Source organism: Curtobacterium sp. ME-Dv--P-122a, assembly GCF_030209645.1.
GTDB lineage: Bacteria > Actinomycetota > Actinomycetes > Actinomycetales > Microbacteriaceae > Curtobacterium > Curtobacterium flaccumfaciens.
The window spans coordinates 517,843-543,980 of the sequence record NZ_JARVRO010000006.1 but is presented as its reverse complement, the minus strand read 5'-3'; the positions used below and the strand labels follow the sequence as shown (position 1 = coordinate 543,980).

Genomic DNA, 26,138 nt, shown 5'->3' with positions numbered 1-26,138 from the left:
GAGGGTGGGGACGTGACGAGGACGACGGACGGCTCCGCAGGGGACGCGGACCGTCGGCAGCACCGCCGGCCCGAACCCGCGTTCGCCCGTGCGGTCGCGAAGGCCCTCGGTGACGCCCGGACCGTGCTCGACATCGGTGCCGACGCTGTTTCCTACGCACCGACCGACCGCGACGTGACCGCCGTGGAACCCGCCGGAGACCTGCCCTTCGCCGACGACACCTTCGACGCCGCGATGACGACCTTCTCGCTGCACGAGTGGGACGACCTCGAGCGCGGGCTCGCCGAGGTGCGTCGGGTGACCCGGGGGCCCATCGTGATCCTGACGTTCGACCCCGACCGCATCGAGCGCTCCTGGCTCGCCGAGTACGCGCCCGAGGTGCTGTCGGCCGACGCCCGTCGCCATCCGGCACTGCCGCGGATCGCCGACGCGCTCGGCGACGACACCGTGACGAGCACCCCGTTGCCGATCCCGTTCACGTGCGTCGACGGGTTCGCCGAGGCGTACTACGCCCGCCCCGAGCGACTCCTCGACCCCGGCGTGCGCCAGGCGGACCCGGCGTGGGGCCTGGTCGACGAGTTCACCGTCCGGCGGTCGGTGGCAGCGCTCCGCACCGCGCTCGAGTCGGGGGAGTGGGACCGGCGGCACGGGTCGCTCCGCATCCGCCCGACGTACGAGGGTTCGGCCGTCCTGGTCACGGCGACGCCGAATCGGCCGCGGACGGACCGGGCCGGGCTTGACACCCGGTCGTAGGCTGGTCGGGTGAGCTTCCAGGAGGTGGTCGGCGCCCGTATCGCCGGCATCAGGGCGTGAGGCCCTCGGTCGTGCCCTCGGGTGCGGCCGCCCTCGTCGAACCCTGACCTCCTCCGCCCGGTGCGGTGTGCGTCCGCACACCCCGGGCCCGCACGAAAGCGATCACCCATGCTCCCCATCGTGGAGAAGACCCTCCGCACGTCCTTCGTCAACGCCTCGCGCAAGGAGGTGTCCGACCTCACGCTGCCCGCCGACTTCGAGACGCTCGACTGGGGCGCGCTCGACTACCTCGGCTGGCGCGATCCGAAGATCGGTCGGCGTGCGTACGCCGTCGTGCCGACCCTGGACGGCGACCTGATCGGCATCCTGTTCCGGCAGGCCGAGGCCTCGCCCCGCTCCCGTGCCCAGTGCTCGTGGTGCCAGGACGTCAAGCTGCCGAACGACGTCGCGTTCTACAGCGCCAAGCGATCCGGGCCGGCCGGACGCAACGGCAACACCGTCGGCACCCTGGTCTGCCAGGACTTCCAGTGCTCGCGGAACGTCCGGAAGCTGCCGCCGCCCGCCTACGAGGGCTACGACGTCGAGGCAGCGCGCCTCCGGCGCATCGAGGACCTGCAGGTCCGGGCCGCGTCCTTCGCCGCCGAGGTCTGAGACGGCGTCTCGCGTCCGCTGACGCGACTGACGACGGCCGGGAGGCCCGGTGCCAGCTGGCACCGGGCCTCCCGGCCGTCAACCGGTCGCGTCTACCGACCGATGGTCGACATGTCGGGGTAGCGGTCACCGGTCGGGACCGGCAGCGCCGACAGGCGCGACAGCTGGTCCGCGGTGAGGGTCAGGTCGGCTGCGCCGACGTTCTCCTCGAGGCGGGAGACCCGCTTCGTGCCGGGGATCGGGACGATGTCGTCGCCCTGGGCCAGCAGCCAGGCGAGCGACACCTGCGCCGGGGTGGCCCCGGCCTCGGTCGCGATCTCCTTGACCGCGTCGACGATGCGCATGTTCTGCGCGAACGCCTCCTGCTGGAAGCGCGGGTTCGCCAGGCGGAAGTCGTCGGAGTCCAGGTCGGACGGCTTCGTGATGGCACCCGTCAGGAACCCGCGGCCGAGCGGCGAGTACGGCACCAGGCCGATGCCGAGCTCGCGCAGGGTGTCGAGCACGTCGCCCTCGGGGTCCCGCGTCCACAGCGAGTACTCGCTCTGGAGCGCGGTGATCGGGTGGACGGCGTGGGCCTTGCGGATGGTCTCGGCACCGGCTTCGGACAGTCCGATGTGCCGGATCTTGCCCTCCTGCACGAAGCCGGCGAGCTGGCCGATGACGTCCTCGATCGGGACGGCCGGGTCGACGCGGTGCTGGTAGTAGAGGTCGATGTGATCCGTGCCCAGGCGACGGAGGGAGCCCTCGAGCGCCTCGCGCACGGACTCCGGCTGGCTGGAGAGACCGCGCTGCTGCGTCGGCGTCTCTTCACCGGCCTCGTGGCGGTACAGGCCGAACTTGGTCGCGATGACGACGTCGTCGCGGCGGCCCTCGAGCGCACGGCGCAGGAGTTCCTCGTTCGTGTAGGGGCCGTACGCCTCGGCGGTGTCGAACAGGGTGACGCCGAGGTCGATCGCGCGGTGGATGGTGCGGATCGACTCGTCGTCGTCGGTGCCGGCGCCCGTGTAGAAGGCGCTCATTCCCATGGTTCCGAGGCCGATCGGTCCGACCTCGAGGTCTGCGAGCTTGCGTGTCTGCATGCTGCAGGTCTACTCCCGGTCCCCGTGACGGCGGGAGGCACTGGCTGTACCCGCCTCGGCACCGCTACGCTGCGAGGGACGGGGCAGGCGCCCCGGGCTCGGGGGAGTGTCGTGGTCATCATCTGGATCGTCATCGCCGTGGTCGTCGTGCTCGGCGCCCTGCTGATCGTGCTCGAGGCGCAGAACCGCCGTCGTCGGCGGGCGCTCGAATCGATCGAAGACCTGTCGGATCCGCGTGACAGCGCACGCGCCGCGGCCGAAGCCGATGCGGCGCACTCCAGGACCGAGGGGCTCGCCAAGTCCGCACACCCCGGCATCACGGGCGCCGGCGGCGGCTTCCCCGGCTGAACCGCCCGACTCCGCCGCCTGCCGGTTGTCGGGAGCGGCTGGTCGTGTGTCGGCGGACGGCCGCGCGCTTCGTGAGGTTCCTCCAAGGTGCTCGCACGAGTGCTCCGCGCACTGGTGTGATCGACCCGTGAACCTGTACTTCCGACTGCTCCTGCTACAGCTGCGCTCCCGTCTGCGCGCTCGGGTCGGTGGACGCCGCCGGGCGTCGCTCTGGGACGAGGTCCGGACGCCGTTCCGGGTCGCTCCCACCGACCTCGACCCCCTGCGCCACGTCAACAACGGCAAGTACCTGTCGATGCTCGACCTCGGTCGGCTCGACCTGATGCTCCGCTCCGGGTACTGGGCAGCACTGAGCGAGCACGGCTGGTACCCCGTCGTCTCGGCGCAGACGATCACGTACAAGCGGTCGTTGACGCTCGGGCAGCGCTTCGAGCTCCGCACCCACGTGCTCGGGGTCGACGACCGTGCCGTGTACCTGGAGCAGACGTTCGTGCGACAGGGTGCCGTGATGGCCCGCGCCGTGGTGCAGGCTCGGTTCCTGCGGCGTTCCGGCGGGACGGTGCCGACCGCGGACCTGCTCGAGGCGGCGGGTGGCGCGGACCGCGACCTCACCGTGCCCGACTGGGTGCACGACTGGGCGAGCGCGACCCGGATCAGCAGCAGCGCGGCCTGACCCGCGCGGCCGCCCGGTCCTACGATGACCGCATGGACATCGTCGACCTGGTGCTGCCGGACGTCGCCGCGTGGCGTGCCTGGCTCGACGACCACGAGCACGAACCCGACGGGGTGTGGCTCGTCCTCGCCAAGAAGGGCGTCACGGAGCCGACGACCCTGACGTACGACACGGCCCTCGACGAGGCGCTCTGCTCCGGGTGGATCGACGGGCAGCGGCGCGGGCGCGACGACACGACCTACCGCCAGCGGTTCACCCCGCGCCGGAAGGCCTCGCTGTGGTCGCAGCGGAACCTCGGCCTGGTCGCGGCACTCATCGCCGAGGGGCGGATGCGGGAGCGCGGGCACGCCGAGATCGAGCGCGCCAAGGCTGACGGCCGGTGGGACCGCGCCTACGCCGGTTCGGCAACGGCCACGGTGCCCGAGGACCTGCAGGCCGCGCTCGACGCCGCCCCCGCAGCCGCCGCGCTGTTCGCCGAGCTCGACGCCACGAACCGGTACGCCGTGCTGCACCGCATCACCACCGCCCCGAACGCCACGGTGCGGACGAACCGGCTCACCAAGCTCGTCGGCGGACTCGAACGCGGCGAGACCCCGTACCCGCGGCCAACCCGTCCGTAGACCCTGCGAACCCGGAAAGCGGTCGGGGGACACCGACTCAGCGACCGGCAACGCACCGGGCGTAGACCGGGGTCATGACCACAGCCACAGGCACTGACACCACGAACCGTCCGGCCGCGTCCTCCGGCACCTTCCGCATCGGCGGCGACCTCGAGGTCAACCGGCTCGGCTACGGCACCATGCAGCTCACCGGCCCCGGCGTCTGGGGACCGCCGAAGGACCACGACGAGGCGATCCGCGTCCTCAAGCGTGCCGTAGAGCTCGGCGTGAACTTCTTCGACACCGCCGACTCGTACGGTCCCTACGTCGCCGAGGAGCTCCTCAAGGAGGCCCTGCACCCCTACGGCGACGACGTCGTCATCGCCACGAAGGCCGGCCTCACCCGCACCGGCCCGAACGTCTGGCCGCCCGTCGGCCGCCCGGAGTACCTCCGGCAAGAGGCGGAGATGAGCCTCCGCCGCCTGGGCCTCGAGCGCATCGACCTGTTCCAGCTGCACCGCATCGACCCGAAGGTCCCGCTCGAGGACCAGGTCGGCGAGCTGAAGAAGCTGCAGGACGAGGGCAAGATCCGCCACATCGGCCTGTCCGAGGTCTCCGTCGACGAGGTCAAGGCCGCGCAGGAGATCGCCACGATCGTCTCCGTGCAGAACCTCTACAACCTGCAGAAGCGTGACGCCGAGGAGCTGCTCGACTGGTCCGAGCAGCAGGGCATCGGCTTCATCCCGTGGTTCCCCCTGGCCACGGGTGGCCTGACCGGCGAGGACTCGCCGCTCACCGAGATCGCCGAGCGCAAGGGCGCCACCCCGGCGCAGCTCGCGCTCGCATGGCTGCTCAAGCGCTCCCCGGTGATGCTGCCGATCCCCGGCACGTCGAGCGTCGCGCACCTGGAGGACAACCTCGCGGGTGCCACCGTCGAGCTGACCGACGACGAGTTCGAGGAGCTGGCGAAGCTGGGTCACTGACCCTTCGGACGCGATCGCGGGTCGCGAACGCGACGACCGGTCGGACGGGAGGCGCGGTGCCAGCTGGCACCGCGCCTCCCGTCCGTTTTCCCGCCCTGTCCAGATCCGTGCTTGCGCACGCATACCGGGTATGTGCATACTCAGTATGGCCACGGTGGCCCGAGACAGGGGAAGTGTCATGAGCGTTCGGATGGGCGTACTCGCGCTGCTGGTGGGCGGACCCGGCTACGGGTACCAGCTCCGGGGGGAGTTCGAGCACCGCACCGGCGGGAGCTGGCCGCTGAACATCGGCCAGGTCTACACGACCCTGGACCGCCTGGAACGCGACGGCCTCGTGGCCCGCGGCGACGCCGACGACGACGGACACGTCGTCTACACGGCGACCGAAGCGGGTCGCGCGGAGGTGGCACGCTGGTTCAGCGAGCCCGTGCCCGCGAAGCGCGGGCGTGACGAACTGGCGATCAAGTTCGCCCTCGCCGTGACCGTGCCCGGGGTCGACGTCGCCCGGCTGGTGCAGGTGCAGCGCGGTGCCGCGATCCGGAACCTGCAGGACCTGACGCGGCTGAAACGCACGACCGACCCGTCGACGGACCTGGCGTGGTCGCTCGTGCTCGAGTCGATGGTGTTCCAGGCCGAGGCCGAGGTGCGCTGGCTCGACCACGTGGAGTCGAGTGTCGCGCGGTACCGGCCAGACGAGCACCCGGCGGCGCCTGCCAGTGCCGACGCTGCGGCTACCGCTGCCGCTGCCGCTTCCGCTCCCCGGAGCGCGCGGTGACCGCCGCACCGCTCCTGCAGCTCGACGCCGTGAGCGTGCACTACGGGTCCGGCGCGAAGGCCGTCACCGCCCTGGCCGGCATCGACCTGCGGGTCGAGCGCGGCGAGATGGTGGCGGTGATGGGCACGTCGGGCTCGGGCAAGTCGACGCTGCTCGCCTGCGCCGGCACCCTGCTGCCGCCGACGAGCGGTGAGGTGCTGATCGACGGCGCCTTCGTGTCCGACCGTCCCGCCAAGGAGCTCGCAGCGCTGCGCCGCCGGCTCATCGGGTTCGTGTTCCAGGACTTCAACCTGATCCCCTCGCTGACCGCGGTCGAGAACGTTGCACTGCCGCTCGAGCTCGACGGGTGGAAGGCCTCGCAGGCCCGCCGTGCCGCGGAACTCGCGCTGGACAACGTCGAGCTGTCGCACCGCGCCGACGCCTACCCGGACGACCTGTCCGGCGGGCAGCAGCAGCGCGTCGCGATCGCCCGCGGCGTGGTCGGCGAGCGCCGGCTCGTGCTCGCCGACGAGCCGACCGGAGCCCTCGACTCGCAGACCGGCGAGGTCGTGCTCCGCATGCTCCGTCGGCACGTCGACGCCGGAGCCGGCGCCCTCCTGGTGACCCACGACGCCCGGCACGCGGCCTGGGCGGACCGGATCGTGTTCCTGCGCGACGGTCGGGTGGTCGACGAGACCGTGTACTCGGGCGTCGAGGCCGTACTCACGGACCGGACCGCCTCGTGAGCCGGGGTCGGCGTGCCGGGACCGGCCGGACGCCGTTCGCCCTGAGACCGGCGCTCCGTCTGGGGCGTCGACTGGCGTTCGCGAAGGCGGGCCGTGCGGCACTGATCATCGCGCTCATCGGGATCCCCACCGCCGGGTTCGCCGCGGTCGCCGTCGTAGTGCAGTCCACACAGGCCACCGCAACCGAGCGGCTCGACTACGACCTCGGCCAGGCATCGGCGCAGATGCGGGTGTCCGGCCCGGACCTGCCCGGCATGGTGCAGGACCCGGTGCAGTGGGAGTTCACCGACTCGAAGCGGAACAGCCCCGTCACCAAGTCGGATGAAGACTCACCGTTCACGAACGTCCTGGCCCACGTGCCCGAGGGTGCCCTGTCGATCCCGGTGGGCAGCACGCCCGTCGTGCTCCAGGGTGCGCACGGCCCGGTCGGACTGACCGCCGTCGAGGGCAGCGTCTGGGACCCGTCGCTCGAGGGCCACTGGCACGTGCTCGACGGTTCCACGCCGACCACGCGCAGTGAGCTCATGGTCACGCCGGCGACCCTCGAACGCCTCGGGGTGCAGATCGGCGACACGGTGGACCTGACCGACCCGGTCACCAAGCGCTTCACGATCGCCGGCACCATGACCGACCTGGGCTCCGATCCGGGATCGCAGGGCATCTTCCTGCCCTGGGGCACGACGCTTTCGACGACCGACACCACCGATGACGTGGGGCTCACCGACGTCACCGTGTACCTGCCGTCGGACGCCCCGACGTGGTCGGAGATCCGCCAGCTCAACGCGCACGGCATCATCGTGCAGTCGCGTCCGGTCGTGCTCGACCCGCCGGACGCCCGGCTCCCCGGTGGGCAGCTGGGCTCGACGCTCGGCTGGTACCTCGGGGCGATGGGACTGCTCGGCGTCTTCGCGATGTTCGAGGTCGCCCTGCTCGCCGGGGCAGCGTTCCTGGTCGGCACCCGGGCGGACACCCGCTCGTACGCCATCGTCACGAGCGTCGGCGGCGACAAACGGTTCGTCCGCACGATCGTCGCCGGGTCGGGCCTGGTGCTCGGCCTCGTCGGCGCGGTCCTCGGGGTCGCCGCCGGCACCGGGATCGGCGTGCTCGCCTACCGACTGATCGACAACGGCAACGTGGCGTCGTTCCCCGGGTTGCACGTGCCGCCGCTCCTGCTGCTGTCCATCGCCGCCGCCGGGGTGCTCGCCGGACTCGTCTCCGCGCTCGTCGCCGCACGGTCGGCGACCCGGATCAACGTGCTCGCGGCCCTGCGGGGCTCGCTCCGCCCGGTGCCCGTCAGCCGTCCGGCCCGCCGTCGTCGGCGTATCTGGGGGCCGCTGCTCGTGGTCCTCGGCGCCGTGATGACGTTGGCGTGCGGTGTCGGGGTGCTCATGCTCAACGACCGTCCGGTGCAGCAGGACCGGTGGGCGTACGTCGTCGGCGCCGGCGTCGCGATCGGGCCGTGCCTGATGCAGCTCGGCATCGCCATCTGCTCACCGTGGCTGCTCGCCCTGATCACCCGGCTCACCTCACGGGCCGGTCTGTCCGCCCGGCTCGCCGCCCGCGACGCACGCCGCAACCCGGTCCGCACGGTGCCGGTGCTCGCCAGCGTGATGAGCGTCGTGTTCGTGGCCTCGGTCGTGATCACGTGGAGCGCGTCGAGCCACGCCCAGTACGTCCGCGGGTACGAGTACACGACGGCGGTCGGGGTGGCGACGGCCGAGGTGCAGACCGAGACGAAGGACGGCGGCAGTACCGGTCGCCACGACGCGGAACTGACGGCCCACGCCGCGAAGGTGGTGTCCGGGGTCTTCGACCAGGACCGCATCCGGGTGCTCGGTGTCACGCAGGAGCAGCCGGGCGACACCCCCTCGACCATCACGATCCCGCACCGCTGGAGCGCGTACGACTGCCCGGCGAACGACACGACGAGCTGCTCGTACTACCTGGACACGGCGAGCGCGTCGTCTCCGCACATCTGGACGGGCACCGTCGACGACTACGCCGTGCTCACCGGGCACCGGCCGTCCGCCGCCGTCCGGAGTGCGCTCGAGGGCGGTCGGGCCGTGTCGCTCTGGCCCGAGTACGCCCACGACGGTGCGGTCCGCGTCGACACCTTCCACGACCGGACGTGGGAGAGCGACCCCATCACCGAGCGGAGCCGACCGGCGGCCAGCGTCTCGATCCCCGCCGTGCTCGACGTGCAGACCCCGCGGATCCAGGTCGGCGTCTTCATGACGAAGGCGACCGCCGAACGGTACGGCGTGCCCGTGGTCGACGGCATGCTCGTCACGACGCTGCCCCACGACATCCAGCCGGCCCAGTGGGACGAGCTGAGCTCGGCGTGGCAGAGCTTCGGCGGCGAGGACCGTGCCCGGTGGGGCGGCCCGTCGTTCATGTACGAAGCCGGCCCGATCGACAACGAGGCGATCATCCGGGCGATCGTGCTCGCACTCGCGGCGGCCGTCACCATCGGTGCGACGGCGGTGGCGATCGGACTCGCACGGTCCGACGGCCGGCGGGACGACGAGGTGCTCGACGCCATCGGTGCCGCACCACGCCTGCGCCGAGGGGTGTCGACCTGGCAGGCGGCGATCCTGGCCACGGTCGGCTCGGTGATCGGGACACTCCTCGGACTCCTGCCGATCCGCGCCCTGACCCTGCGGTTCACCGAGAGTCCGGTCGGGGTGAACCACATGCCGTTCGTGCCGGACTGGCCGGTGCTGGCGCTGCTCGCGATCGGCCTGCCCCTCGTGGTGACGGCCGGAGCATGGCTGACCTCGCGAGGTCGGCGGCGGGTGGCGGTGCGACGGGCGCACTGACGCGCGCGCCGCCTCGCGCTGCCTCGTGCGCTCCGCTTCGTTTGGTGAGCAGAAGATGTCGAGTCGCCTGCTCGGACTCGACGTCTTCTGCTCACGAAGTGACCCGCAACGAAGACTCGGAAGCACATTGGCTACCTTTGGCGTCACAACAACCGAACGATCACAGCGCGGACGTCCTTGAGTGGCCACATCAGCAACGGATGGGTGAGATGAGCGAAATTGCACGGCTCGTCGATGCCGGAGCGATCGAAGCCGCGGTCGCTGAAGCTCAGGGGCTGGCTCCCGACCGGGTGGCCGACCTGCTCTTCGCCTCGGGCGGCTTCGCTGTGGACATGGCTCCGTACGACGCGTTCGTCCGGCGCTGGTACGAGCGCCTCGACAGCCCCTATCTGCGCGCGGCGGCGGCGGAACGATTCGGGGATGCCTACCTCACCGAACTCGCGGGGGTGCCCGGGGGCGAGGCGTTCGCGGCCGAGCTGACCGAGGCCGCACTCCGAGCCGTGATCGTGCACACCGGTCGACTGATGCGCGGGCCGGCGATCACCGAATGGGCAGAACCGCACGTCGCGGTGATGAGCACCGCCCGCGCGCGCTCCTGGCGAGACGCGTCGATGGATCTCGCGAAGGTGCACTTGCCGGAGTGACGGACTGGAGGCCCGTGGCGGCGTCGCCACGGGCCTCCAGTCCGTCATGGAGTGAGCAGAAGGCGACGGGTCGGGTTTTCGGACTCGTCGCGTTCTGCTCACTCGATGCCGCTCACGCGAGCTCGGGCAGCGCCTCCGCGTAGGTGCGGAAGTCGCCGCGCTCCGTGTGGATCGCCCACAGGCGGTCGGCGATGGACTCCCCGGAGTGCTCGGGCTGCCCGTCGTCGATGCCGAACGGGATGATGAGCTGGCCGACGTGGACGTCCTCGTCGCGGACGGCGTCGTGCAGCAGCTGCGCGTAGGCGCTCTCGGCGGCGAAGGCGACGGACGTGCCGGTGACGCGGGCTCCCGGTCGGACCGCGCTGCCGCCGTTGACGAACAGGATCGTGCCGTGGCCGATCGCGCGCATGCCGGGCAGCACCTGGCGGACGGCGTTGACCGAGCCGTAGACCGAGAACTCGATCGGGCCGACCAGGTCGTCCGCCGTGGTCTCGAGCACGGGGCGCATGTACTCCTTGGCGGGGAGCGGGCTGTACTGCAGCACCTCGATGGGGCCGAGCTGCTCCGTGGCGCGCTCGAGTGCGGTGCGCAGGGAGTCCCCGTCACGCACGTTCGCGGCGAACCCGGCTGCGGTGTGGCCGCGCTCGCGCAGCTCCGCGGCGAGGCCGTCCAGCCGGTCCTGGTTGCGGGAGATCAGGGCGACGGCGAAGCCCTCACGGGCGAAGCGCTCGGCGACGGCGAGGCCGAGGCCCTTGCCGGCCCCGACGATGGCGATGGTGGTCATGCGGTGTACTCCTCGTCGCTCACGTGCTCGAGCCAGGTGGTGGTCGTCGCCGGGTCGTCGGCGGCCTCGAGCATCGCGAGGTGTTCCATGTAGTCGGTGGGGGTCGCGCCGTGCCAGTGTTCCTCGCCGGCCGGCGTGTAGACGGTCTGTCCAGCCTGCACCTCGATGACGCGGCCGTCCCGGGTGCCCATCCGTGCGACGCCCTCGGTGACGTGCAGGGTCTGCCCCTTGGCGTGCGAGTGCCAGGCGGTGCGGGCGCCGGGCAGGAACCGGACCTTGGCGACGGTCATCGTCTGACCGGGCTCCTTCGGCGAGGCGATGGCGTCGAGGTACACGTCACCGGTGAACTGCTCGGGCGGGTTCTTGACGGTCGGCTGCTTCGGTTCGATCTGCATGCCGACGACGGTAGGCCGCCGTGCGCACCGTCGGGAGGTGCCGACAGACCCCCTCAGGGGTTTCCCGAACGCAGCGTGTGTGATCGACCCACGACCCCGGGAGGATCATCGTGGACACACCCGCCGGAAGGCCCCGCAGCCGCCGCCTCTGGTCGGTGGCCGGCCTCGCCGCCGTCGCGGCGCTGGCCCTCACCGCCTGCACGAGTAGCGACGGAGCAGAGCGCGACGGATCCGACCGGGGCGGCTCGCCGTCGGCGCGCGCGACCGCGCCCGCCGACCTGGCGGCCGGTCAGGTGGCGCTCGACGGTGACACCACCGACGTGGTCACCGGCCTGGAGGCCCCCTGGTCGGTGGTCCTGACGGGTGACGACGGCGACGCGCTGGTCAGCGAGCGTGACTCGGCCCGGGTGCTCGAGCTGCGGTCCGACGGCACCACCCGCCAGGTCGGTACGGTCGACGGTGTCAGCCACGGCGGCGAGGGCGGACTGCTCGGGCTCGCGCTGCACGACGACGACCTGTTCGTCTACTCCACGGCCGACGACGGCAACCGGATCCAGCGGTACGAGCTGACGGGGAGCACCGGGTCGTGGGGGCTCGGCGAGGCGACGACGATCATCGACGGGCTGCCGAAGAACACGTTCCACGACGGCGGCCGGATCGCGTTCGGGCCCGACGACATGCTCTACGCGAGCGTCGGGGACGCCGGCGCGAGCACGGACGCGCAGGACGAGGAGTCGCTCGCGGGCAAGATCCTGCGGCTCACCCCGGACGGCGACGTCCCCGCCGACAATCCCATCGACGGCTCGCCGGTGTGGAGCCTCGGGCACCGCAACGTGCAGGGCATGGGGTGGTCGTCGGACGGCACGATGTTCGCGTCGGAGTTCGGTGAGAACACCCACGACGAGCTCAACGTGATCGAGCCCGGGTCGAACTACGGCTGGCCCGAGATCGAGGGCACCGGCGGCGAGGACCAGGGGTTCGTCGACCCCGTGCAGCAGTGGTCCACCGACGAGGCGTCCCCGAGTGGCCTCGCCGTCGTCGACGACACGGTGTTCGTCGCGAACCTGCGGGGCGAGGTGCTCCGTGCGATCCCGGCCGGCGACCCCGGCACGGCGACCGAGTACTTCGCGGGTGACTTCGGCCGCATCCGGACGGTGCTCGAGGGCCCGTCGGACACGCTCTGGTTCGTCACGAACAACACCGACGGCCGTGGGACACCGTCGAGCGGGGACGACCGGATCGTGTCCGTCCCGTTCACGCGCACGTGAAAGGGGTTCCCGCAGCCCCTCGCTCGCGCCGGACGGGGCGAAGTACCGTGACGGCATGAACCACCGCGACGAAGCGCGCGACTTCCTCTCCAGCCGTCGCGCCCGCATCACCCCCGAGCAGGCCGGTGTCGAGACCTTCGGCACGCGGCGTCGCGTCACCGGGCTGCGTCGCGAAGAGGTCGCACGCCTGGCCGGCGTCAGCATCGACTACTACACGCGGCTCGAGCGCGGGAACCTGCAGGGGGTCTCGGACAGCGTGCTCGACGCCATCGGCCGGGCCCTGCAGCTCGACCCCGCCGAGCAGGAGCACCTGCGCGACCTGTCGCAGCACCAGAACGAGACCCCGCGTCGCGCCGGTCGTGTCGTGCCCGTCGCTGCCGTCCGGCCCGAGCTGCAGTACCTGCTCGACGTCGTCACGGACGCCCCGGCGATGATCATCAACAACCGGCAGGACATCGTCGCCGCGAACGCGCTCGGCTTCGCGATGCACTCGGACCTGGTCGCGGCACCGGCCCGGCCGATGAACTTCTCGCGCTTCATCTTCCTCGACCCGCAGGCGCGGAACTTCTACCAGGACTGGCAACGGGCTGCGCACACGAACGTCGCGATCCTGCGCCGCGAAGCGGGCCGGACGCCGAACGACAAGGACCTCGCCGCACTGATCGGCGAGCTGTCGATGCGGAGCGACGACTTCCGCGAGCTCTGGGCAGCGCACGACGTCCGCCGCCACTACGCCGGCGTGAAGTCCTTCCGGCACAGCGTCGTGGGGCCCCTCGAACTGCACTTCCAGACGCTCGAACTCGCCGAGGACCCGGGACTCTCGCTCACGATCTACCCGGCCACGCCGGGCAGTCCGACGGCTGACGCCCTGCGGGTGCTGGCCTCGTGGGCGGCGACCGAGGGCATCGCGGAGCGGGCGCGCCAACTCGCCTGACGCGGTGGTCGCGACCACCCAGGGCCTGGAGGCGCGGCGCCAGCCCGCACTGCGCCTCCCGGCCGCTCGTGGTCGCGTCAGACCTCCGGGATCACCCGGTCGAACCGGCTCGTGTCCGTCCCGTCCGGGTCCGGGCCGTTCCCTGCTGACGGGTACCAGCAACCCCTGCTTCCGGCACCCGGCCGGCCGTACCGTTGACGCATGGACACCAGAAGCGAAGTGCGCGACTTCCTCCGCACACGCCGCGAGCGCGTCACGCCGCAGCAGGTCGGTCTGCCCGACTTCGGTGGGGTCCGCCGCGTCAAGGGACTGCGGCGCGAAGAGCTCGCGCTGGTCGCGGGGATGAGCGTCGATTACTACGTCCGCCTCGAGCGCGGGAACCTGACCGGGGTCTCCGAGAGCGTCCTCGAGTCGTTGTCCCGTGCGCTGCGTCTCGACGATGCCGAGCACGCGCACCTCTTCGACCTGGCCCGTCTGCAGAACGCTTCGGGTGCCTCGCGCCGGACGATCCCGACGTCGAAGGTCCGGCCGAACGTGCAGCGGGTGCTCGACTCGATCAGCGCCCCGGCCTGGGTCCGCAACGGCCGGTTCGACTTCCTCGCCGGCAACGCGCTCGCCCGCGCGGTGTACTCGCCGCTGTTCCTGTCGCCCTCCGGCACCCCGAACACCGCGCGTTTCGCATTCCTCGACCCGCGCGGTCAGCAGTTCTGGCGAGACTGGGACTCGGTCGCCGGCGACGTGGTCGCCGCCCTGCGCGCCGAGGCGGCCCGCTCGCCGTACGACAAGGGACTGACCGACCTGATCGGGGAGCTCTCCACCCGCAGTGACGAGTTCCGGCGGCGCTGGGCCGCGCACGGCGTGATGCGGCACCGGAGCGGTGTGAAGCGCGTGCACCACCCGGACGTGGGCGACATCGACATGAGCTACGAGACGATGGAACTCGTCACGGACTCGGGGTTGACCATGGTCGTGTACGGCACCGAGCCCGGGTCGGCGTCCGAGGAACGGCTGCAGCTGCTGGCGAACCTCGCGGCGACGAGCGCGACCGGTGCGACGAGTGCGGCGGCTGCGTCGACCGCTTCCGTCGCCGGTGCTGCTGCCGCCGCCGCTGCTGCCGGGGAGGACGCGTGAACGAGACCGAGTCCGTCGAGACCGTCGTCCCGGCTCCGCCGACCGGGTTCCTCGGCCGACTGCGGTTCCGGTGGCGCGCCGAGCAGGAGATCCACGAGCTCACCCGCGACCGTGAACTCGAGAAGCGGGTCCGAGCCGAGGCAGCGGTGCGGCTCGCGCCCGGGCCGTGGCACCTGGGGGAGCTGTTCCGGCGACGGTGACGGCTGAGGGGGGAGGACAGCACCTGTCACGGCTCCGCGGTCGGCCCTAGCGTCGAGGACATGACCTTCGCCGACACCGACCCCGAGTTCGCCCGGTACCATGCCGACTTCGTGGACGAGACCCTGCGGAACGCAGCACTCAGCGAGCACGACCGCGTGGTCGTCCAGCTCGGTGCGACGATCGCGGCCGGGGCGCCGGCGGCGTTCCGCGACCTGCTGGACGAGGCCCTCGACGGCCCGCTCTCGCCCACCGAGGCGAAGGAGATCGTCTACCAGGCCGTGGCCTACGTCGGTTCCGCACGCGTCGGCGACTTCCTGACGATCACCAACACCGTACTGGTCGCCCGCGGGGTCACCCTGCCGTTGGCCGGGCAGTCGACGACCACCCCGGCGGACCGGCTCGAGCGCGGCCGAGCGGTGCAGGGCGCCGTCGTCGGTGCGGACCGCGTCGACGCCATGTACGAGAACGCCCCCGCGGACGCCGTGCACTTCCAGCGGTTCCTGTCCGGCAACTGCTTCGGGGACACCGTCGGCCGGGACGGGCTGTCGCTGCCCACCCGGGAACTCCTGACCTTCGCGCTGCTCGCGGCGCTCGGCGGGGCCGACGCCCAGGTGCAGGGGCACGTGGCCGGCAACCTGAACGTCGGGAACACCCGCCAGCAGATGCTGGACGTCCTGACCGTGCTCGTCCCGCTCATCGGCTACCCGCGCACGTTGAACGCCCTGGCCGCCGTGAACGAGGGAGCACCCGCAGCATGACCACCGACCACTCGATGTCGACGGGCCGGACGCTGCTGTTCGCCGTCGCCGGGGGAGCGGCGGTCGGCAACCTGTACTGGTCGCAGCCACTGCTCGACGACATCGCATCGTCGCTCGGCACCTCGGCGTCGCTCGCCGGGCTGCTCGTCACGCTGACCCAGGTCGGCTACGCCCTCGGCATCCTGCTCGCCGTGCCGCTCGGGGACGTCCTCGACCGCCGGCGCCTGATCCCCTGGGTGCTCGTCGCCTCCGCGGTCGCGCTGCTGCTCGCCGCGATCGCTCCGACCTTCGCGACGCTCCTGGTCGCCCTGGCACTGGTCGGGCTGACCACGGTCGCCGGGCAGCTCCTCATCCCGCTGGCCGGGGACCTCGCCGACCCCGCCCAGCGCGGACGCGTGGTCGGCACGATCGCGTCCGGGGTGCTCACCGGCATCCTGGTGTCGCGGACGATCAGCGGCCTGGTCGCGGACGCGTTCGGGTGGCGCGCGATCTACGTGCTCGCTGCCGTCGTCGCGGTGGTCCTCGCCCTGCTGCTGCGGCGCGCCATCCCGGAGCTCGAGGCCCGCGGCGGGGTGGCGTACCCGCAGCTCATCCTGTCGGTGTTCCGTGCCGTCCGGACCCACCGGACCGTGCAGGTCACGCTCGTGATCAGCTCGTCGGTGTTCGCCGTGTTCACGATGTTCTGGACCGCCCTGACGTTCCTGCTGAGCAGCGACCCCTACGACTTCTCCACCAGCAGCATCGGGCTGGTCGGCCTGGTGGGGCTCGCGGGTGCCGTGGCGGCGCAGCGGGTGGGGCGACTGCACGACCGCGGGCTGTCGGTACCCGTCACCGGGGGAGCGATCGCGCTCCTGCTCGTCTCCCTGGTCGTCGCCGGGATCGGTGCGCACTCGATCGTCGTGGTGCTGCTCGCCGTGCTGCTGCTCGACGTCGCCGTGCAGGCCGCGAACGTGCTCAACCAGACCCGGCTCTTCTCGGTGGACCCGGCCGCGCGGAGCCGGCTCAACACGGCCTTCGTCACCTCGAACTTCATCGGCGGGGCGATCGGCTCCGCGCTGGCGTCGGTGCTGTGGAACGCCGGGGGCTGGACGGCGGTCACGATCGGTGGCGCGGTGCTGACCGGGTTCGCCGCGACTGTTTGGGTCGTGCACCGGAACCGTGGGCTCGTGGTCGAGCCGGAGCGGGCCTGACCCCGGGGCTCAGCAGGCCAGGGGGTTCGTGACCTCGAGCTCACCGTGGTCGACGAGCCAGCGCACGGCGTCCAGCACGGTCTCCTCGGCGGTGAACGCCGGTGCGTAGCCGAGCAGACGACTCGCCTTCTCGGTGCTGAAGACCTGGCTGCGGGACAGGTGCTCCCAGCTGGCGTCAGCGTGCTCTGGAGCCGTGGTCTCGCGGAACCGGTCCCACGTGACGGACTCGAGCCGGGCCTCCTGGCCGAACCACGACGCTGCCAGGTGGGTGTACCCGCGCGCGGTGAGCGCCGTCGGAGCCGTGACGAAGAAGTCCTCGCCCGCCGCCGCATCGCGGTGCTCGACCGCGAGCTGGAACGCCTGCGCGACGTCGTCGGCGTGCACGTGGGCCATCGCCTCGGCGCCGAGACCGGGGACCTCGAGCGGTTCGCCGGCGGACAGCTTCGTCAGCACCGAGGTGTCGAGGTTGCCGAGCGGACCGATCGGCGTCCAGCCCGGACCGCTGATGTGACCGGGGTGCAGCGACGTCGTGTCCAAACCGCCTGATGCGGTTTCCTCCTTGAGCATCCGGGCGATGGCGTCCTTCTGGACGCCGTAGTCGCCGGACGGCGGGGTCGCGTTCTGCTCGGTGATCGGCAGCACGTGCGAGACGCCGGCGCGCCAGATCGAGCCGCAGTGCACCAGGTGCGTACCGGTGCCGCGGAGCGCGTCGACCAGCGCTGCGGCGGAGGACTCGGTGAAGCAGACGAGGTCGACGACGGCGTCGGCACCGAGCGCGGCGATGCGGCTGCCGAAGGTGCCGTCGCGGTCCTCCTGCTCGCGGTCGGCGGTGATCCGCTCGACCTGCTGCCACTCCGAGGCGTCGGCGTACGGGGTGCTCGTGCCGCGGGTGACGGCGACGACCCGGTGACCCGAGCGGACGAGACGGGGGACGAGGAACGAGCCGATGTGGCCGGTGGCTCCGATGACGACGATGTGCATGGATGCCACCGTAGGCCGAGGCGTGCGGATCGTGAGCAGGAATGGTCGGGTGCGGCGGTGCGACCCGACCGTTCCTGCTCACGAAACGCGCCCGCGGCGAGCGCGGCGCCCACGAGCGAGGCGCCCACGAGCGCCGCGCCCGGCACGCTCAGTCGGCGGTGATGACCTTCACGGAGCCGACGATGGTCGCGGCGTCCTCGGCGAGCGCGACGACGGGGTCGGGCAGGCCCGCGCCCCCGAGGGCCTTGCGCGCGCCCCAGCCGACGAAGCTGCCGACGAGGGCACCGACGCCACCGAGGATCGCGCCCTCGATGCGCAGGTCGCGCTTGCCCGTGGTGCCGAGGGCGGCACCGGCGAGGGCACCGGACGCGATCCGTCCGAGCAGTGCGGACGGGGCGATGCGGTTCGGGGTCTTCGGCAGCTTGTCGCCGATGAGCTCACCGATGGCGGAGGCCACGAGCAGCCCACGGCCGACCGGGGTGCTGAAGACCTTCCACTGCTGCCACGAGCCCTTCAGCGAGGACCGGTCGTGGTTCAGTGCGAGGACGGCGAGCGGGGTGGCGCTCCGGCCGCCGCTCATGATGCCGAGGACCAGGGTGCGGACCAGGGTGTGCTGCTCGTGCTGCTTGCTCATCGTGACTCCTGTCGTGTTGCCCCCGACGGTACGCACGGTGCCCCCGGGTGTTCCGAGCATCGCGGGCGACGGGCGGACGTCGGGCGTTCCCCGGGCGTTCCCCGGGCACGGAGCCGCCCCGAGTAGCGTCCGGCCCATGAGCAACGTCATCGTCTTCGGCGGCCACGGCAAGGTCGCACTCCTCGCCACCCGCATCCTGTCCGAGCGCGGACACACGGTCACCTCCGTCATCCGGAACGCCGACCAGTCCGACGAGATCCGGGCGCACGGCGGCGAACCGCTCGTCGCGGACATCCAGCAGCAGTCCCTGAACGACTTCGCCGAACTGATCCGCGGGCACGACGCCGTGGTGTGGTCGGCCGGTGCCGGTGGCGGGTCCGTCGACCGGACCTGGGCGATCGACCGCGACGCTGCGGTGCTGTCGATCCAGGGGGCGAAGCAGGCCGGCGTCGACCGGTACGTGATGGTGTCGTTCTCGGGCTCGCAGCTCGACCACGGCGTCCCGCAGGACCAGGACTTCTTCGCGTACGCGCAGTCGAAGATGATCGCCGACGCCGTGCTCCGCGACTCGGGGCTGCAGTGGACGATCGTCGCCCCGAGCACCCTGACCGACGACGAGCCGACCGGCTCCGTCGACTGGGACGGCTCGTCGACGCAGGTGCCGCGCGGTGACGTGGCGCACGTGGTCGCCGACGTGGTCGAGAACCCCGGCACGGCCGGCAACACGTTCCGGTTCAACACGGGGTCCACCCCGGTCGCTGAGTTCCTGCGCGCCGACGCGGCCTGACCGGGACCGACCGCGCCGACGCGGTCTGAGCAAGACCCACAGACAGACAGACAGACAGACGGGGTCGCGGCGGTTCTCCGCCTCGACCCCGTCCGTGTCCCTGCAGAGCGTCGAGCTCAGTAGAGCGTCGAGATGCCCGTCATGTCTCCACGGCCGAGCGTGCGGCCGTCGAGCTCGCAGTAGCCGCCGGACGGCTCCATGACCTGGCCGGTGCCGGTCTTCACGTGGTCGAGGCCGTACAGGTGACCCCACTCGTGCGTCGCGACGACCTGGGTGTCGAAGCGCGCACCCGAGCAGGTGGCCGTCGAGCTCCACTTGAAGCCGGTGGCGTAGCGCTGATCGGCCTCGCGGGCGTTGCCGTTGCCGTCGAACCAGACGCACGTCACGCCGAGGGTGCCGGTCGGGAGCTTGCCCCAGCCCATCACGTTGTAGCCGTTGTTCCGCGAGCAGCCGCCCTGGTCGGTGAGGTTGGGCTTCTGGGTCGCGAGACGCAGGTAGTCGTTCTTCGCCGTCGACGTGACGGTCCGGTCACACGCCGAGATCGTGCCGTTCCACGCGTTCGCCCCCTTGCGCAGGGCGTCCTTGGCGTACGTCGACTTCTGCCCGGTCTGGTTGTAGTACCACTTGACCGTGCTCGGCCAGGTGTAGCCGGACGCCTTGTACGCCGTGCTCGTGCACTTCGTGGTCGCAGCGGTCGTCGCGGCGGGGGCTGCCTGTGCCGTCGCGGCCTGGCTCTGCGCACGCTCCTGCTGGACGGCGGGGGCCGAACCGGTCCAGGCCTCGTCCACGCGGACGGCGACACCGGCGGAGCCGTTGTTCGCGATGAGGACGTCGGCGAGCTCGGGTGCCCCGGGGGCGGCCGAGCTGCTCGCCATGACGCTCTCACCCGGTGCGGGGAGCGCGAAGGTGCGGCCGTCGGGCGTCACGACCGTGCCGGAGGTCGCCGTGCAGCCGCTCTCGAGCGTCTGCACCGACAGGGTCCCGGGGGCGCAGCTCGCGCCGGCCCCCGGGGTCGCCGCCTGGGCGGGTGCTGCGGTGATGGTGAGGCCGGCGAGGATCGCGACGATCGCCCCGGTGCTCAGCGCGTTCCTGACAGGACGCATGGTTCCCTTCCAGCGGCAGGCGACGTGCCCCCCGCTCCTGATCGGGGTCCATGCTCGCCGATGACCGCGCACCGGGTCCAGGACTGCGCTGCGGGGACACGCCCCCAGTCAGGGGCGACGCTCAGGCCATCTGCGCGTAGAAGCGCTCCGGTGCATCGGCGAGCGACGCCTTCACCATGCGGCTCCAGTCATCGACGAGCACCTCCGCCGCGCCGTGCTCCACGCCGTCGAGTGCCGCTCGGGCCACGTCCGTCGGGTCGGTCTTCGGTCCGTCGTAGTCGCCCATCATGTCGGTGTCCGCCGCCCCGAGGTGCAGCCCCTGCACGCTGATCCCCTTGCCTGCGAGCTCCAACCGGACGGCGTTCGTCAGGTTCCACTCGGCGGCCTTCGCCGCCGCGTACGCGCCGGATCCCGGGTAGACGAACCAGGACAGGGCGGACAGGACGTTCACGATGCCGCCGCCACCGTTGCGCTCGATCACCGGCGCGAACGCCCGGATCATCGCGAGGTTGCCCCAGTAGTGCGTGTCCATCTCGCGGCGCGCATCGGTGAGGTCGTCGGTGAGCAGCGAGCCCGTCGTCGAGATGCCGGCGTTGTTCACGAGCAGGGTGACGTCGCCCGCGGCGGCAGCCGCCGCGTCGACCGATGCCTGGTCGGTGATGTCGAGGGGCAGCGCGACGACGCCCTCGATGTCCACGAGCTCGGGTCGACGTGCGGTCGCGTAGACCTTGGTGGCGCCGCGCTCCAGCAGCTGCAGAGCGAAGCGGCGTCCGATGCCGCGGTTCGAGCCGGTGACGAGTGCGACCGATCCAGCGATGTCCATGGTGTCTCCTCCTGCCGCACGGGTGTCTCCCGCGGCGGCTCGGCTACGCTAAGACCTCACATCCATGTCAGGGGCAAGCCCCGGATCGGAGCACCATGCGCATCGGTGACCTCGCGGCAGAGACCGGCGTCAGCGTCCGCTCGCTGCGGTACTACGAGGAGCAGGGGCTGCTCACCGCGTCGCGCACCGCGAGCGGGCAGCGGGTCTACACGGACGCCGCCGTCGAGCGGGTCCAGCTCGTGCAGCAGCTGTTCGCCGCCGGGCTCGCGAGCCGCACGATCGTGCAGCTGCTGCCCTGCGTCGACCGCGGGGAGTCGACGCCGGAGTCGTTCGCGCTGCTCATCGCGGAGCGGGACCGGATCACCGCGCAGCTGGCCGAGCTCGAGGCGGTCCGGGGGCGGCTCGACCAGGTCATCGCGATCACCGAGCACCCCACCGCCGAGCACTGCCCGGCACTGCGTGACCGGCCTGCGGAGCCGGTCGCGGCCTGAGACGCGGCACCGGGACGGACGGGAGGCGCGGGACCGACCCGCCCCGCGCCTCCAGTGGGTCACGGGGTCGCGGACAGGGCCGCTGCCACGGCCCGTTCCTGTCGGGTGTGCGCAGCGAACGCGTCGGCGACCGGGTTGCGGCGACGGTCGAGGCCGCCGGCGCCGTCCTCGACGAGGTCGAAGAGGCCCATCGTGAGCAGGTGTTCCTGGCGTGGGGCGTCGGTGTGCCGCCAGGTCCACTCGTACATGTCGAACAGCGGCCACCAGGTGTAGCCGACGACCGGCACCCCCTCGTCGCGGAGCTCCCGCACGGCCGTGACCGAGGCGTCCAGCCAGCCGATGCGCTCCTCGACCGAACCCGTGACGCACGTCTCCGTGAGCATGACCGGGGCGCCGTAGCGCTCGGCGTAGGTGGTGAGCACGTCGCGGAGCCCCTCGACGCCGGTGTCCTCGTAGGGCCGGGGGTCGGCGAACCCGCCGCCGTGGTGCACCCCCGCCTCGAAGACCTCGGTGGAGTGCAGCGGGTAGTAGTTGACGCCCATCACGTCGGGCCGGACCGCGTGCTGCCGGAACCAGTCGAGGTCGGCGTCGGTGACGCCCCCGGACCGGAGCCGACCGACCAGGGGATGGGCGTCGTCGACGCCCCCGGTGACCAGGTCCTCGACCAGGAACGTCTGGGCGCGCAGGCGGGCGACCGTGTCGCGGTGTTCCGGGGCGTTGACGTCGCCCACGTACCGGATGCCGGCGTCCACGTGCACGAAGGTGGCGGCGTCTCCGAGCTCGCGGGTGATCGCGTGCTGCGTCGAGACGAACCCCTTGGCCAGGGCGGACGCGATCCGGGCCGACCCCTCCGCGCCGGTCAGGTACGGGGGCCAGTAGCCGTACTCACCCGAGAACAGGGCGTGGATGACGGGCTCGTTGACGGGCGTGTAGTCGGTGGCGACGTCGCCGTACCGCGCCGCGAACCGGGCGGCGTACTCGGTCACGTGCGCGGGGTAGTCGGGGTGGGCGAACTGCCCGTCGAGCCAGAGCGGTGTGCCGTAGTGCAGCAGGTCGACGACGGGCCGCAGGCCGGTCTCACGGAAGCGCTGCATGACACCGTCGACCCACGACCAGTCCCACACACCGGGCTCCGGGGCGACCCGGTACCAGGGCACGCCCCAGCGGAGCAGCTCGGCGCCGACGTCGACCGCCAGCCCGAGGTCGGCGGCGTACTGCCGGTAGTGGTCGGTGAGCTCGTACTCGTCGATGGGCCGTTCACCCGGTCGGGCCTGCGGGACGAAGGTGTCCTCGATGCCCAGGGCGAAGTGCAGCCTGCCGTCGTCGGACCAGTGCATGGTGTCTCGTTTCGTGGTGGGCACGGCCGCTCCGGGCTCGTGCGGTGTCGTCGTCACTTGAGCCCGGTGCTGGCGACGCTCTCGATGAAGCGGCGTTGCACGAGCAGGAACATGACGGCGAGGGGCAGCACGGCGATCAGGGCGCCGGCCATCATCACGCCCTGCGGGATGATCCCGCCGGGTCCGGTCAGCAGGGTGAGGCCGGACGTGATGGTCCCCATGTCCTGGTCGGTGGTGAACACCAGCGGCCAGAGCAGGTCGTTCCAGTTGTTGACGAAGGTGAAGATGCCGAGGGTGAGCAGGGCGGGGACGGCGTTCGGCAGGACGACGCTCCGGAAGATCCGCCACTCCGAGGCCCCGTCGATCCGCGCCGCGTTGTCCAGGTCGCGGGGGAGCGACACGAAGAACTGGCGCAGGAAGAAGATCCCGAAGGCGTCGGCAGCCCGCGGCGCGATCAGCCCCGCGAACGTGTTCACCCACCCGAGGTCGGACACCAGTTGGTAGATCGGGATGAGCGTCGCCTGGAACGGGATCATCAGGCTGGCGACGATCACGATGAGCAGCACCTTGCTGCCCCGGAAGTCGAGCCGTGCCAGGGCGTAGGCGGCGAGCGCGTCGAACGCCAGCGCGAACACCGTCACACCGCCGGCGAAGGCGAAGCTGTTCAGGATGAGCCGCCCGAACGGCAGCTGCGTGAAGATCGCCCGGAAGTTGTCGAGCGTCCAGGTGTGCGGGAACAGCGTCGGCGGGTAGGCGTTGACCTCGCTCGCCGGTTTGAACGCGGTGAACACGATCACGAGCACGGGGAGCAGCACCGCCAGGGTCACGACGGCCACGGCTGCGAAGCCGAGCCACCGCGTCGACGGCTGTCGACGGGCCACGGTGCGACGGCGCACGGCGGTCGCGGGACGGGGGAGCGCGGTCATGATGCGGTGTCCTCTCCGCGCTTCCCGAAGAACAGGAACTGCACGAGGCTGAGCAGCAGGGTCGCGAGGAGGAGCACGTACGCCAGGGCGCTCGCGAACCCGAGGTCGAGGTCCTTGAAGCCGGACTGGTAGATCTGCATGACGATCGTCTCCGTCGACCGGTACGGACCACCGCCGGTCAGGACGTAGATCTGGTCGAACGCCTGCAGCGCGGCGATGAGGGCGACGATCACGACGAACGCCATCGTGTTGCTCAGCATCGGGAAGGTGACGTTCGCGAACCGCTGGCGGCCGTTCGCGCCGTCGAGCTGCGCGGCCTCGTACAGGCTCGTGGGGATCTCCTGCAGCCCGGCCAGGAAGATCACCATGTAGAAGCCGAAGTTCTTCCACACGGCCACGAGCACCACGGTGGGCATCGCGAGCGTCGGGTCCTGCAGCACGTTGCCGAGCCGGATGCCGACGAGCTGCAGCCAGTGGTTCAGCAGGCCGATCTGCGGGTCGAGCAGGTACGACCACGCGAACGCGGCGACGGCCAGGGACACGATGAACGGCAGGAACAACGCCGACCGGAAGAACCCGCGGAACGGCAGGGCCGGGTGGTTCAGCACGAGGGCGAGCACCAGGGCGACGACGATCGCGACGGGGGTGAAGAGCACCGAGTAGAGCGCGGTGTTGCCGATTGACCGCAGGACGTCGGGGTCGGTGAAGACCCGGACGTAGTTCGCGAACCCGATGAACGACGGGTCGCCGAACCCGCTGGCGTCGGTGAACGACAGTCGGAGCGCCGAGAGCATCGGCCAGAGCACGAACGCCCCGAGGATGACGATCGCGGGTGCGAGGAACCCGACGATGGTGGCGCGGCGGCGGAACGTGCCGTTCAGGGGCGATCGTCCGCCGAGCTGGCCCGGTGGTCGGTACCGACGGCGTCGGCCGAGTTGCTGCGTGGTCACGAGGGTCCTCCGAGGGCCGCTGCTGCTACTTCAGGGCCGACTGCACGTCGGCGTCGGCGGTGGCGAGGAGCGATCCGGGGTCCCCGCCCGCCATCGCCTTCTGGGTCGCGGTGTCCACGGCGGTGAGTACGTCAGCGCTGTCGACCACGCCGGGCAGGAGCGGGATCGTGGTGCCCGGCAGCCCGGTGAGCGTCGCGACGGTCGGGTTCTCGTCGACGTCGGCGGCGGTGACGTCGGTGCGGAGCGGCGGCCAGCCGGACCCGAGGGCCCACTTCGTCGCGACGGACTGCTCGTTGAAGTAGCGCAGGAACCGCTCGGCGGCGGCCTGCTTCGTGTCGTCGGTCTGGGCCGTCACACCGAGCGAGATGCCGATGGCCGAGGCCACCTGCGCTTCGGGGCCCGCCGGGATCGCCGCGATGCCGTAGTCGATGTCCGACGCCTCGGCGACGCCGGCCATCCAGGGGCCGCCGATCTCCATGGCGGTCTTGCCGGCCGTGAAGAGCTTGTCCGCGGCGATGCCGTCGACACCGGTCGGCGAGATCTTGTCGTCGCGCACCGCCTTCGCCCAGTACTCGAGCGTCTCGGCGTTCGCGGCGGAGTCGATGGTGGACTTCGTGCCCGCCTCGTTCGTGATCGATCCGCCGTTGCCGGCGAACAGGCTCGGCCAGATGCCGTTGCCGACGGTCTGGTGGTCCGGCAGCACGAGCCCGTACTGCTCCGGGGTGCCGTCGCCGTTCTCGTCCTTCGTGAGCTTCTTCGCGTCGGCGACCCACTCGTCCCAGGTGGTCGGGAAGGAGTCGATGCCGGCCGCTGCGAACAGCTTCTTGTTGTAGATCACGGAGAGCGGGACGAACCCGCTCGGCACGCCGTACTCCTTGCCGTCGACCCGCTCCATCGCGACGGCCTGTTCCTTCAGGTCCCCGGTGTTGTTGGCGTCGTCGGCGTAGAAGTCGCTGAGGTCGACCAGCGCCTTCTTCTGCGCGTAGACCGGCAGCCGGTCGGAGGTCATCGCGACGAGGTCCGGGCCCTTCTTCGCGGACAGGGCGGGGAGCATCGTGTCGTCGATCACGGCCCAGGTCTTCGTCTGGGTCGTGATGGTGACCTTGTCCTGCGAGGCGTTGAAGTCCTTGACGATGCCGTCCAGGACCTTGCCGTCGGCCTCGGTGTAGCCGTGCCAGAACGTCAGGTCGACGTGGCCGCCGTCACCCGACGATCCGGGGGAGCCGGCGCAACCGGCGAGGGAGAGCGACGCCGCTGCTGCGAGCGCGACGACCGCGATGTGCTTCTTCATCGAAAACCTGCCATCCGTCCGGCACGTCGGTGTGCGGACCTCGTCCATCCCGGATTTACACCGGTGTAAATGTGGACAGTAGCCGGTGCTCCACCGCCCGGTCAA

Annotated in this window: 29 protein-coding genes; 18 read left to right on the top strand and 11 right to left on the bottom strand. The window is 71.5% G+C overall.

Annotation, left to right across the window (positions count from 1 at the left end):
- Positions 1 to 12 precede the first annotated feature (12 nt).
- Both QRN49_RS07530 and QRN49_RS07525 read left to right on the top strand, forming a co-directional pair.
- A complete protein-coding gene (locus QRN49_RS07530; protein ID WP_284754952.1) occupies positions 13 to 753 on the top strand; it encodes a class I SAM-dependent methyltransferase in 741 nt (246 codons plus the stop codon).
- Positions 754 to 921: 168 nt separating this feature from the next.
- On the top strand, positions 922 to 1,404 hold the full coding sequence (locus QRN49_RS07525; protein ID WP_194653185.1) for an FBP domain-containing protein: 483 nt from the start codon (positions 922 to 924) through the stop codon (positions 1,402 to 1,404).
- A gap of 92 nt (positions 1,405 to 1,496) precedes the next feature.
- Here QRN49_RS07525 and QRN49_RS07520 read toward each other — a convergent pair whose 3' ends face one another.
- Positions 1,497 to 2,483 (bottom strand): aldo/keto reductase, encoded by a 987-nt coding sequence (locus tag QRN49_RS07520; RefSeq protein ID WP_284754949.1) that lies wholly within the window; start codon positions 2,481 to 2,483, stop codon positions 1,497 to 1,499.
- Positions 2,484 to 2,594: 111 nt separating this feature from the next.
- Here QRN49_RS07520 and QRN49_RS07515 point away from each other — a divergent pair, with 111 nt between their 5' ends.
- The 8 genes from QRN49_RS07515 to QRN49_RS07480 all read left to right on the top strand — a co-directional run bounded on the left by QRN49_RS07515 (position 2,595) and on the right by QRN49_RS07480 (position 10,049).
- Positions 2,595 to 2,831 (top strand): hypothetical protein, encoded by a 237-nt coding sequence (locus QRN49_RS07515; protein ID WP_194622571.1) that lies wholly within the window; start codon positions 2,595 to 2,597, stop codon positions 2,829 to 2,831.
- 127 nt (positions 2,832 to 2,958) lie between these two features.
- Positions 2,959 to 3,504 (top strand): acyl-CoA thioesterase, encoded by a 546-nt coding sequence (locus QRN49_RS07510; protein ID WP_284754947.1) that lies wholly within the window; start codon positions 2,959 to 2,961, stop codon positions 3,502 to 3,504.
- Between the two features lie 32 nt (positions 3,505 to 3,536).
- Entirely contained in the window at positions 3,537 to 4,124 is a 588-nt protein-coding gene (locus QRN49_RS07505; RefSeq protein ID WP_111045763.1) for a YdeI/OmpD-associated family protein, read from the top strand.
- A 74-nt stretch (positions 4,125 to 4,198) separates the two neighbouring features.
- Entirely contained in the window at positions 4,199 to 5,086 is an 888-nt protein-coding gene (locus QRN49_RS07500; RefSeq protein ID WP_284754945.1) for an aldo/keto reductase, read from the top strand.
- 178 nt (positions 5,087 to 5,264) lie between these two features.
- Positions 5,265 to 5,861 carry a PadR family transcriptional regulator gene (locus QRN49_RS07495; protein ID WP_284754943.1) on the top strand — a complete coding sequence of 199 codons (597 nt, stop codon included), beginning with the start codon at positions 5,265 to 5,267 and terminating at the stop codon, positions 5,859 to 5,861.
- Positions 5,858 to 6,586, top strand: coding sequence for an ABC transporter ATP-binding protein (locus QRN49_RS07490; RefSeq protein ID WP_111023418.1), 729 nt, complete (start codon positions 5,858 to 5,860; stop codon positions 6,584 to 6,586). The genes QRN49_RS07495 and QRN49_RS07490 overlap by 4 nt, the downstream gene beginning before the upstream one ends.
- Positions 6,583 to 9,405 carry an ABC transporter permease gene (locus QRN49_RS07485; protein WP_284754940.1) on the top strand — a complete coding sequence of 941 codons (2,823 nt, stop codon included), beginning with the start codon at positions 6,583 to 6,585 and terminating at the stop codon, positions 9,403 to 9,405. The genes QRN49_RS07490 and QRN49_RS07485 overlap by 4 nt, the downstream gene beginning before the upstream one ends.
- A 98-nt stretch (positions 9,406 to 9,503) precedes the next feature.
- Positions 9,504 to 10,049: a hypothetical protein gene (locus QRN49_RS07480; protein ID WP_284754938.1), complete on the top strand. Its 546-nt coding sequence runs from the start codon at positions 9,504 to 9,506 to the stop codon at positions 10,047 to 10,049.
- 112 nt (positions 10,050 to 10,161) lie between these two features.
- On the opposite strand, the gene QRN49_RS07475 is transcribed toward QRN49_RS07480, so the two are convergent.
- Positions 10,162 to 10,833: an SDR family NAD(P)-dependent oxidoreductase gene (locus QRN49_RS07475; protein ID WP_027466861.1), complete on the bottom strand. Its 672-nt coding sequence runs from the start codon at positions 10,831 to 10,833 to the stop codon at positions 10,162 to 10,164.
- A complete protein-coding gene (locus QRN49_RS07470; RefSeq protein ID WP_071248546.1) occupies positions 10,830 to 11,228 on the bottom strand; it encodes a (R)-mandelonitrile lyase in 399 nt (132 codons plus the stop codon). Before QRN49_RS07470 ends, QRN49_RS07475 begins: the two co-directional genes overlap by 4 nt.
- Before the next feature lie 110 nt (positions 11,229 to 11,338).
- On the opposite strand from QRN49_RS07470, the gene QRN49_RS07465 reads away from it, so the two are divergent.
- The 6 genes from QRN49_RS07465 (at position 11,339) to QRN49_RS07440 (ending at position 16,710) form a co-directional block, all read left to right on the top strand.
- Positions 11,339 to 12,496 carry a PQQ-dependent sugar dehydrogenase gene (locus QRN49_RS07465; protein ID WP_284754935.1) on the top strand — a complete coding sequence of 386 codons (1,158 nt, stop codon included), beginning with the start codon at positions 11,339 to 11,341 and terminating at the stop codon, positions 12,494 to 12,496.
- A 55-nt stretch (positions 12,497 to 12,551) separates the two neighbouring features.
- Positions 12,552 to 13,430 carry a helix-turn-helix transcriptional regulator gene (locus tag QRN49_RS07460; RefSeq protein ID WP_111223387.1) on the top strand — a complete coding sequence of 293 codons (879 nt, stop codon included), beginning with the start codon at positions 12,552 to 12,554 and terminating at the stop codon, positions 13,428 to 13,430.
- A gap of 201 nt (positions 13,431 to 13,631) precedes the next feature.
- On the top strand, positions 13,632 to 14,561 hold the full coding sequence (locus QRN49_RS07455) for a helix-turn-helix transcriptional regulator (protein WP_284754932.1): 930 nt from the start codon (positions 13,632 to 13,634) through the stop codon (positions 14,559 to 14,561).
- A complete protein-coding gene (locus QRN49_RS07450) occupies positions 14,558 to 14,761 on the top strand; it encodes a hypothetical protein (RefSeq protein WP_284754930.1) in 204 nt (67 codons plus the stop codon). The genes QRN49_RS07455 and QRN49_RS07450 overlap by 4 nt, the downstream gene beginning before the upstream one ends.
- A gap of 60 nt (positions 14,762 to 14,821) precedes the next feature.
- The gene (locus tag QRN49_RS07445) at positions 14,822 to 15,520 is read left to right on the top strand and encodes a carboxymuconolactone decarboxylase family protein (RefSeq protein WP_284754928.1); all 699 of its coding nucleotides are present in this window, start codon (positions 14,822 to 14,824) and stop codon (positions 15,518 to 15,520) included.
- Positions 15,517 to 16,710, top strand: a complete 1,194-nt coding sequence (locus QRN49_RS07440) for an MFS transporter (RefSeq protein WP_284754926.1) — start codon at positions 15,517 to 15,519, stop codon at positions 16,708 to 16,710. The genes QRN49_RS07445 and QRN49_RS07440 overlap by 4 nt, the downstream gene beginning before the upstream one ends.
- A 9-nt stretch (positions 16,711 to 16,719) precedes the next feature.
- Here the strand turns inward: QRN49_RS07440 and QRN49_RS07435 are convergent, their stop codons facing one another.
- Positions 16,720 to 17,691 carry an NAD-dependent epimerase/dehydratase family protein gene (locus QRN49_RS07435; protein ID WP_209080798.1) on the bottom strand — a complete coding sequence of 324 codons (972 nt, stop codon included), beginning with the start codon at positions 17,689 to 17,691 and terminating at the stop codon, positions 16,720 to 16,722.
- Positions 17,692 to 17,839: 148 nt separating this feature from the next.
- Entirely contained in the window at positions 17,840 to 18,325 is a 486-nt protein-coding gene (locus tag QRN49_RS07430) for a DUF4126 family protein (protein ID WP_284754922.1), read from the bottom strand.
- Between the two features lie 136 nt (positions 18,326 to 18,461).
- Between QRN49_RS07430 and QRN49_RS07425 the strand changes: the two genes are divergently transcribed.
- On the top strand, positions 18,462 to 19,112 hold the full coding sequence (locus QRN49_RS07425; protein ID WP_259514506.1) for an NAD(P)H-binding protein: 651 nt from the start codon (positions 18,462 to 18,464) through the stop codon (positions 19,110 to 19,112).
- 116 nt (positions 19,113 to 19,228) lie between these two features.
- On the opposite strand, the gene QRN49_RS07420 is transcribed toward QRN49_RS07425, so the two are convergent.
- Positions 19,229 to 20,215 carry a matrixin family metalloprotease gene (locus tag QRN49_RS07420; protein WP_111045734.1) on the bottom strand — a complete coding sequence of 329 codons (987 nt, stop codon included), beginning with the start codon at positions 20,213 to 20,215 and terminating at the stop codon, positions 19,229 to 19,231.
- Between the two features lie 121 nt (positions 20,216 to 20,336).
- On the bottom strand, positions 20,337 to 21,038 hold the full coding sequence (locus QRN49_RS07415) for an SDR family oxidoreductase (RefSeq protein ID WP_284754917.1): 702 nt from the start codon (positions 21,036 to 21,038) through the stop codon (positions 20,337 to 20,339).
- A 95-nt stretch (positions 21,039 to 21,133) separates the two neighbouring features.
- Between QRN49_RS07415 and QRN49_RS07410 the strand changes: the two genes are divergently transcribed.
- Entirely contained in the window at positions 21,134 to 21,529 is a 396-nt protein-coding gene (locus QRN49_RS07410) for a MerR family transcriptional regulator (RefSeq protein ID WP_071404104.1), read from the top strand.
- Between the two features lie 59 nt (positions 21,530 to 21,588).
- On the opposite strand, the gene QRN49_RS07405 is transcribed toward QRN49_RS07410, so the two are convergent.
- From QRN49_RS07405 to QRN49_RS07390, 4 genes are read right to left on the bottom strand one after another with little or no spacing between them, the layout of a single operon-like run.
- The gene (locus QRN49_RS07405) at positions 21,589 to 22,866 is read right to left on the bottom strand and encodes a family 1 glycosylhydrolase (RefSeq protein ID WP_284754915.1); all 1,278 of its coding nucleotides are present in this window, start codon (positions 22,864 to 22,866) and stop codon (positions 21,589 to 21,591) included.
- 53 nt (positions 22,867 to 22,919) lie between these two features.
- Positions 22,920 to 23,792 (bottom strand): carbohydrate ABC transporter permease, encoded by an 873-nt coding sequence (locus tag QRN49_RS07400; protein WP_282819609.1) that lies wholly within the window; start codon positions 23,790 to 23,792, stop codon positions 22,920 to 22,922.
- Positions 23,789 to 24,742 (bottom strand): carbohydrate ABC transporter permease, encoded by a 954-nt coding sequence (locus QRN49_RS07395; RefSeq protein ID WP_111032137.1) that lies wholly within the window; start codon positions 24,740 to 24,742, stop codon positions 23,789 to 23,791. Before QRN49_RS07395 ends, QRN49_RS07400 begins: the two co-directional genes overlap by 4 nt.
- A 25-nt stretch (positions 24,743 to 24,767) precedes the next feature.
- Positions 24,768 to 26,033: an ABC transporter substrate-binding protein gene (locus QRN49_RS07390; protein WP_194653169.1), complete on the bottom strand. Its 1,266-nt coding sequence runs from the start codon at positions 26,031 to 26,033 to the stop codon at positions 24,768 to 24,770.
- Positions 26,034 to 26,138: the final 105 nt, after the last annotated feature.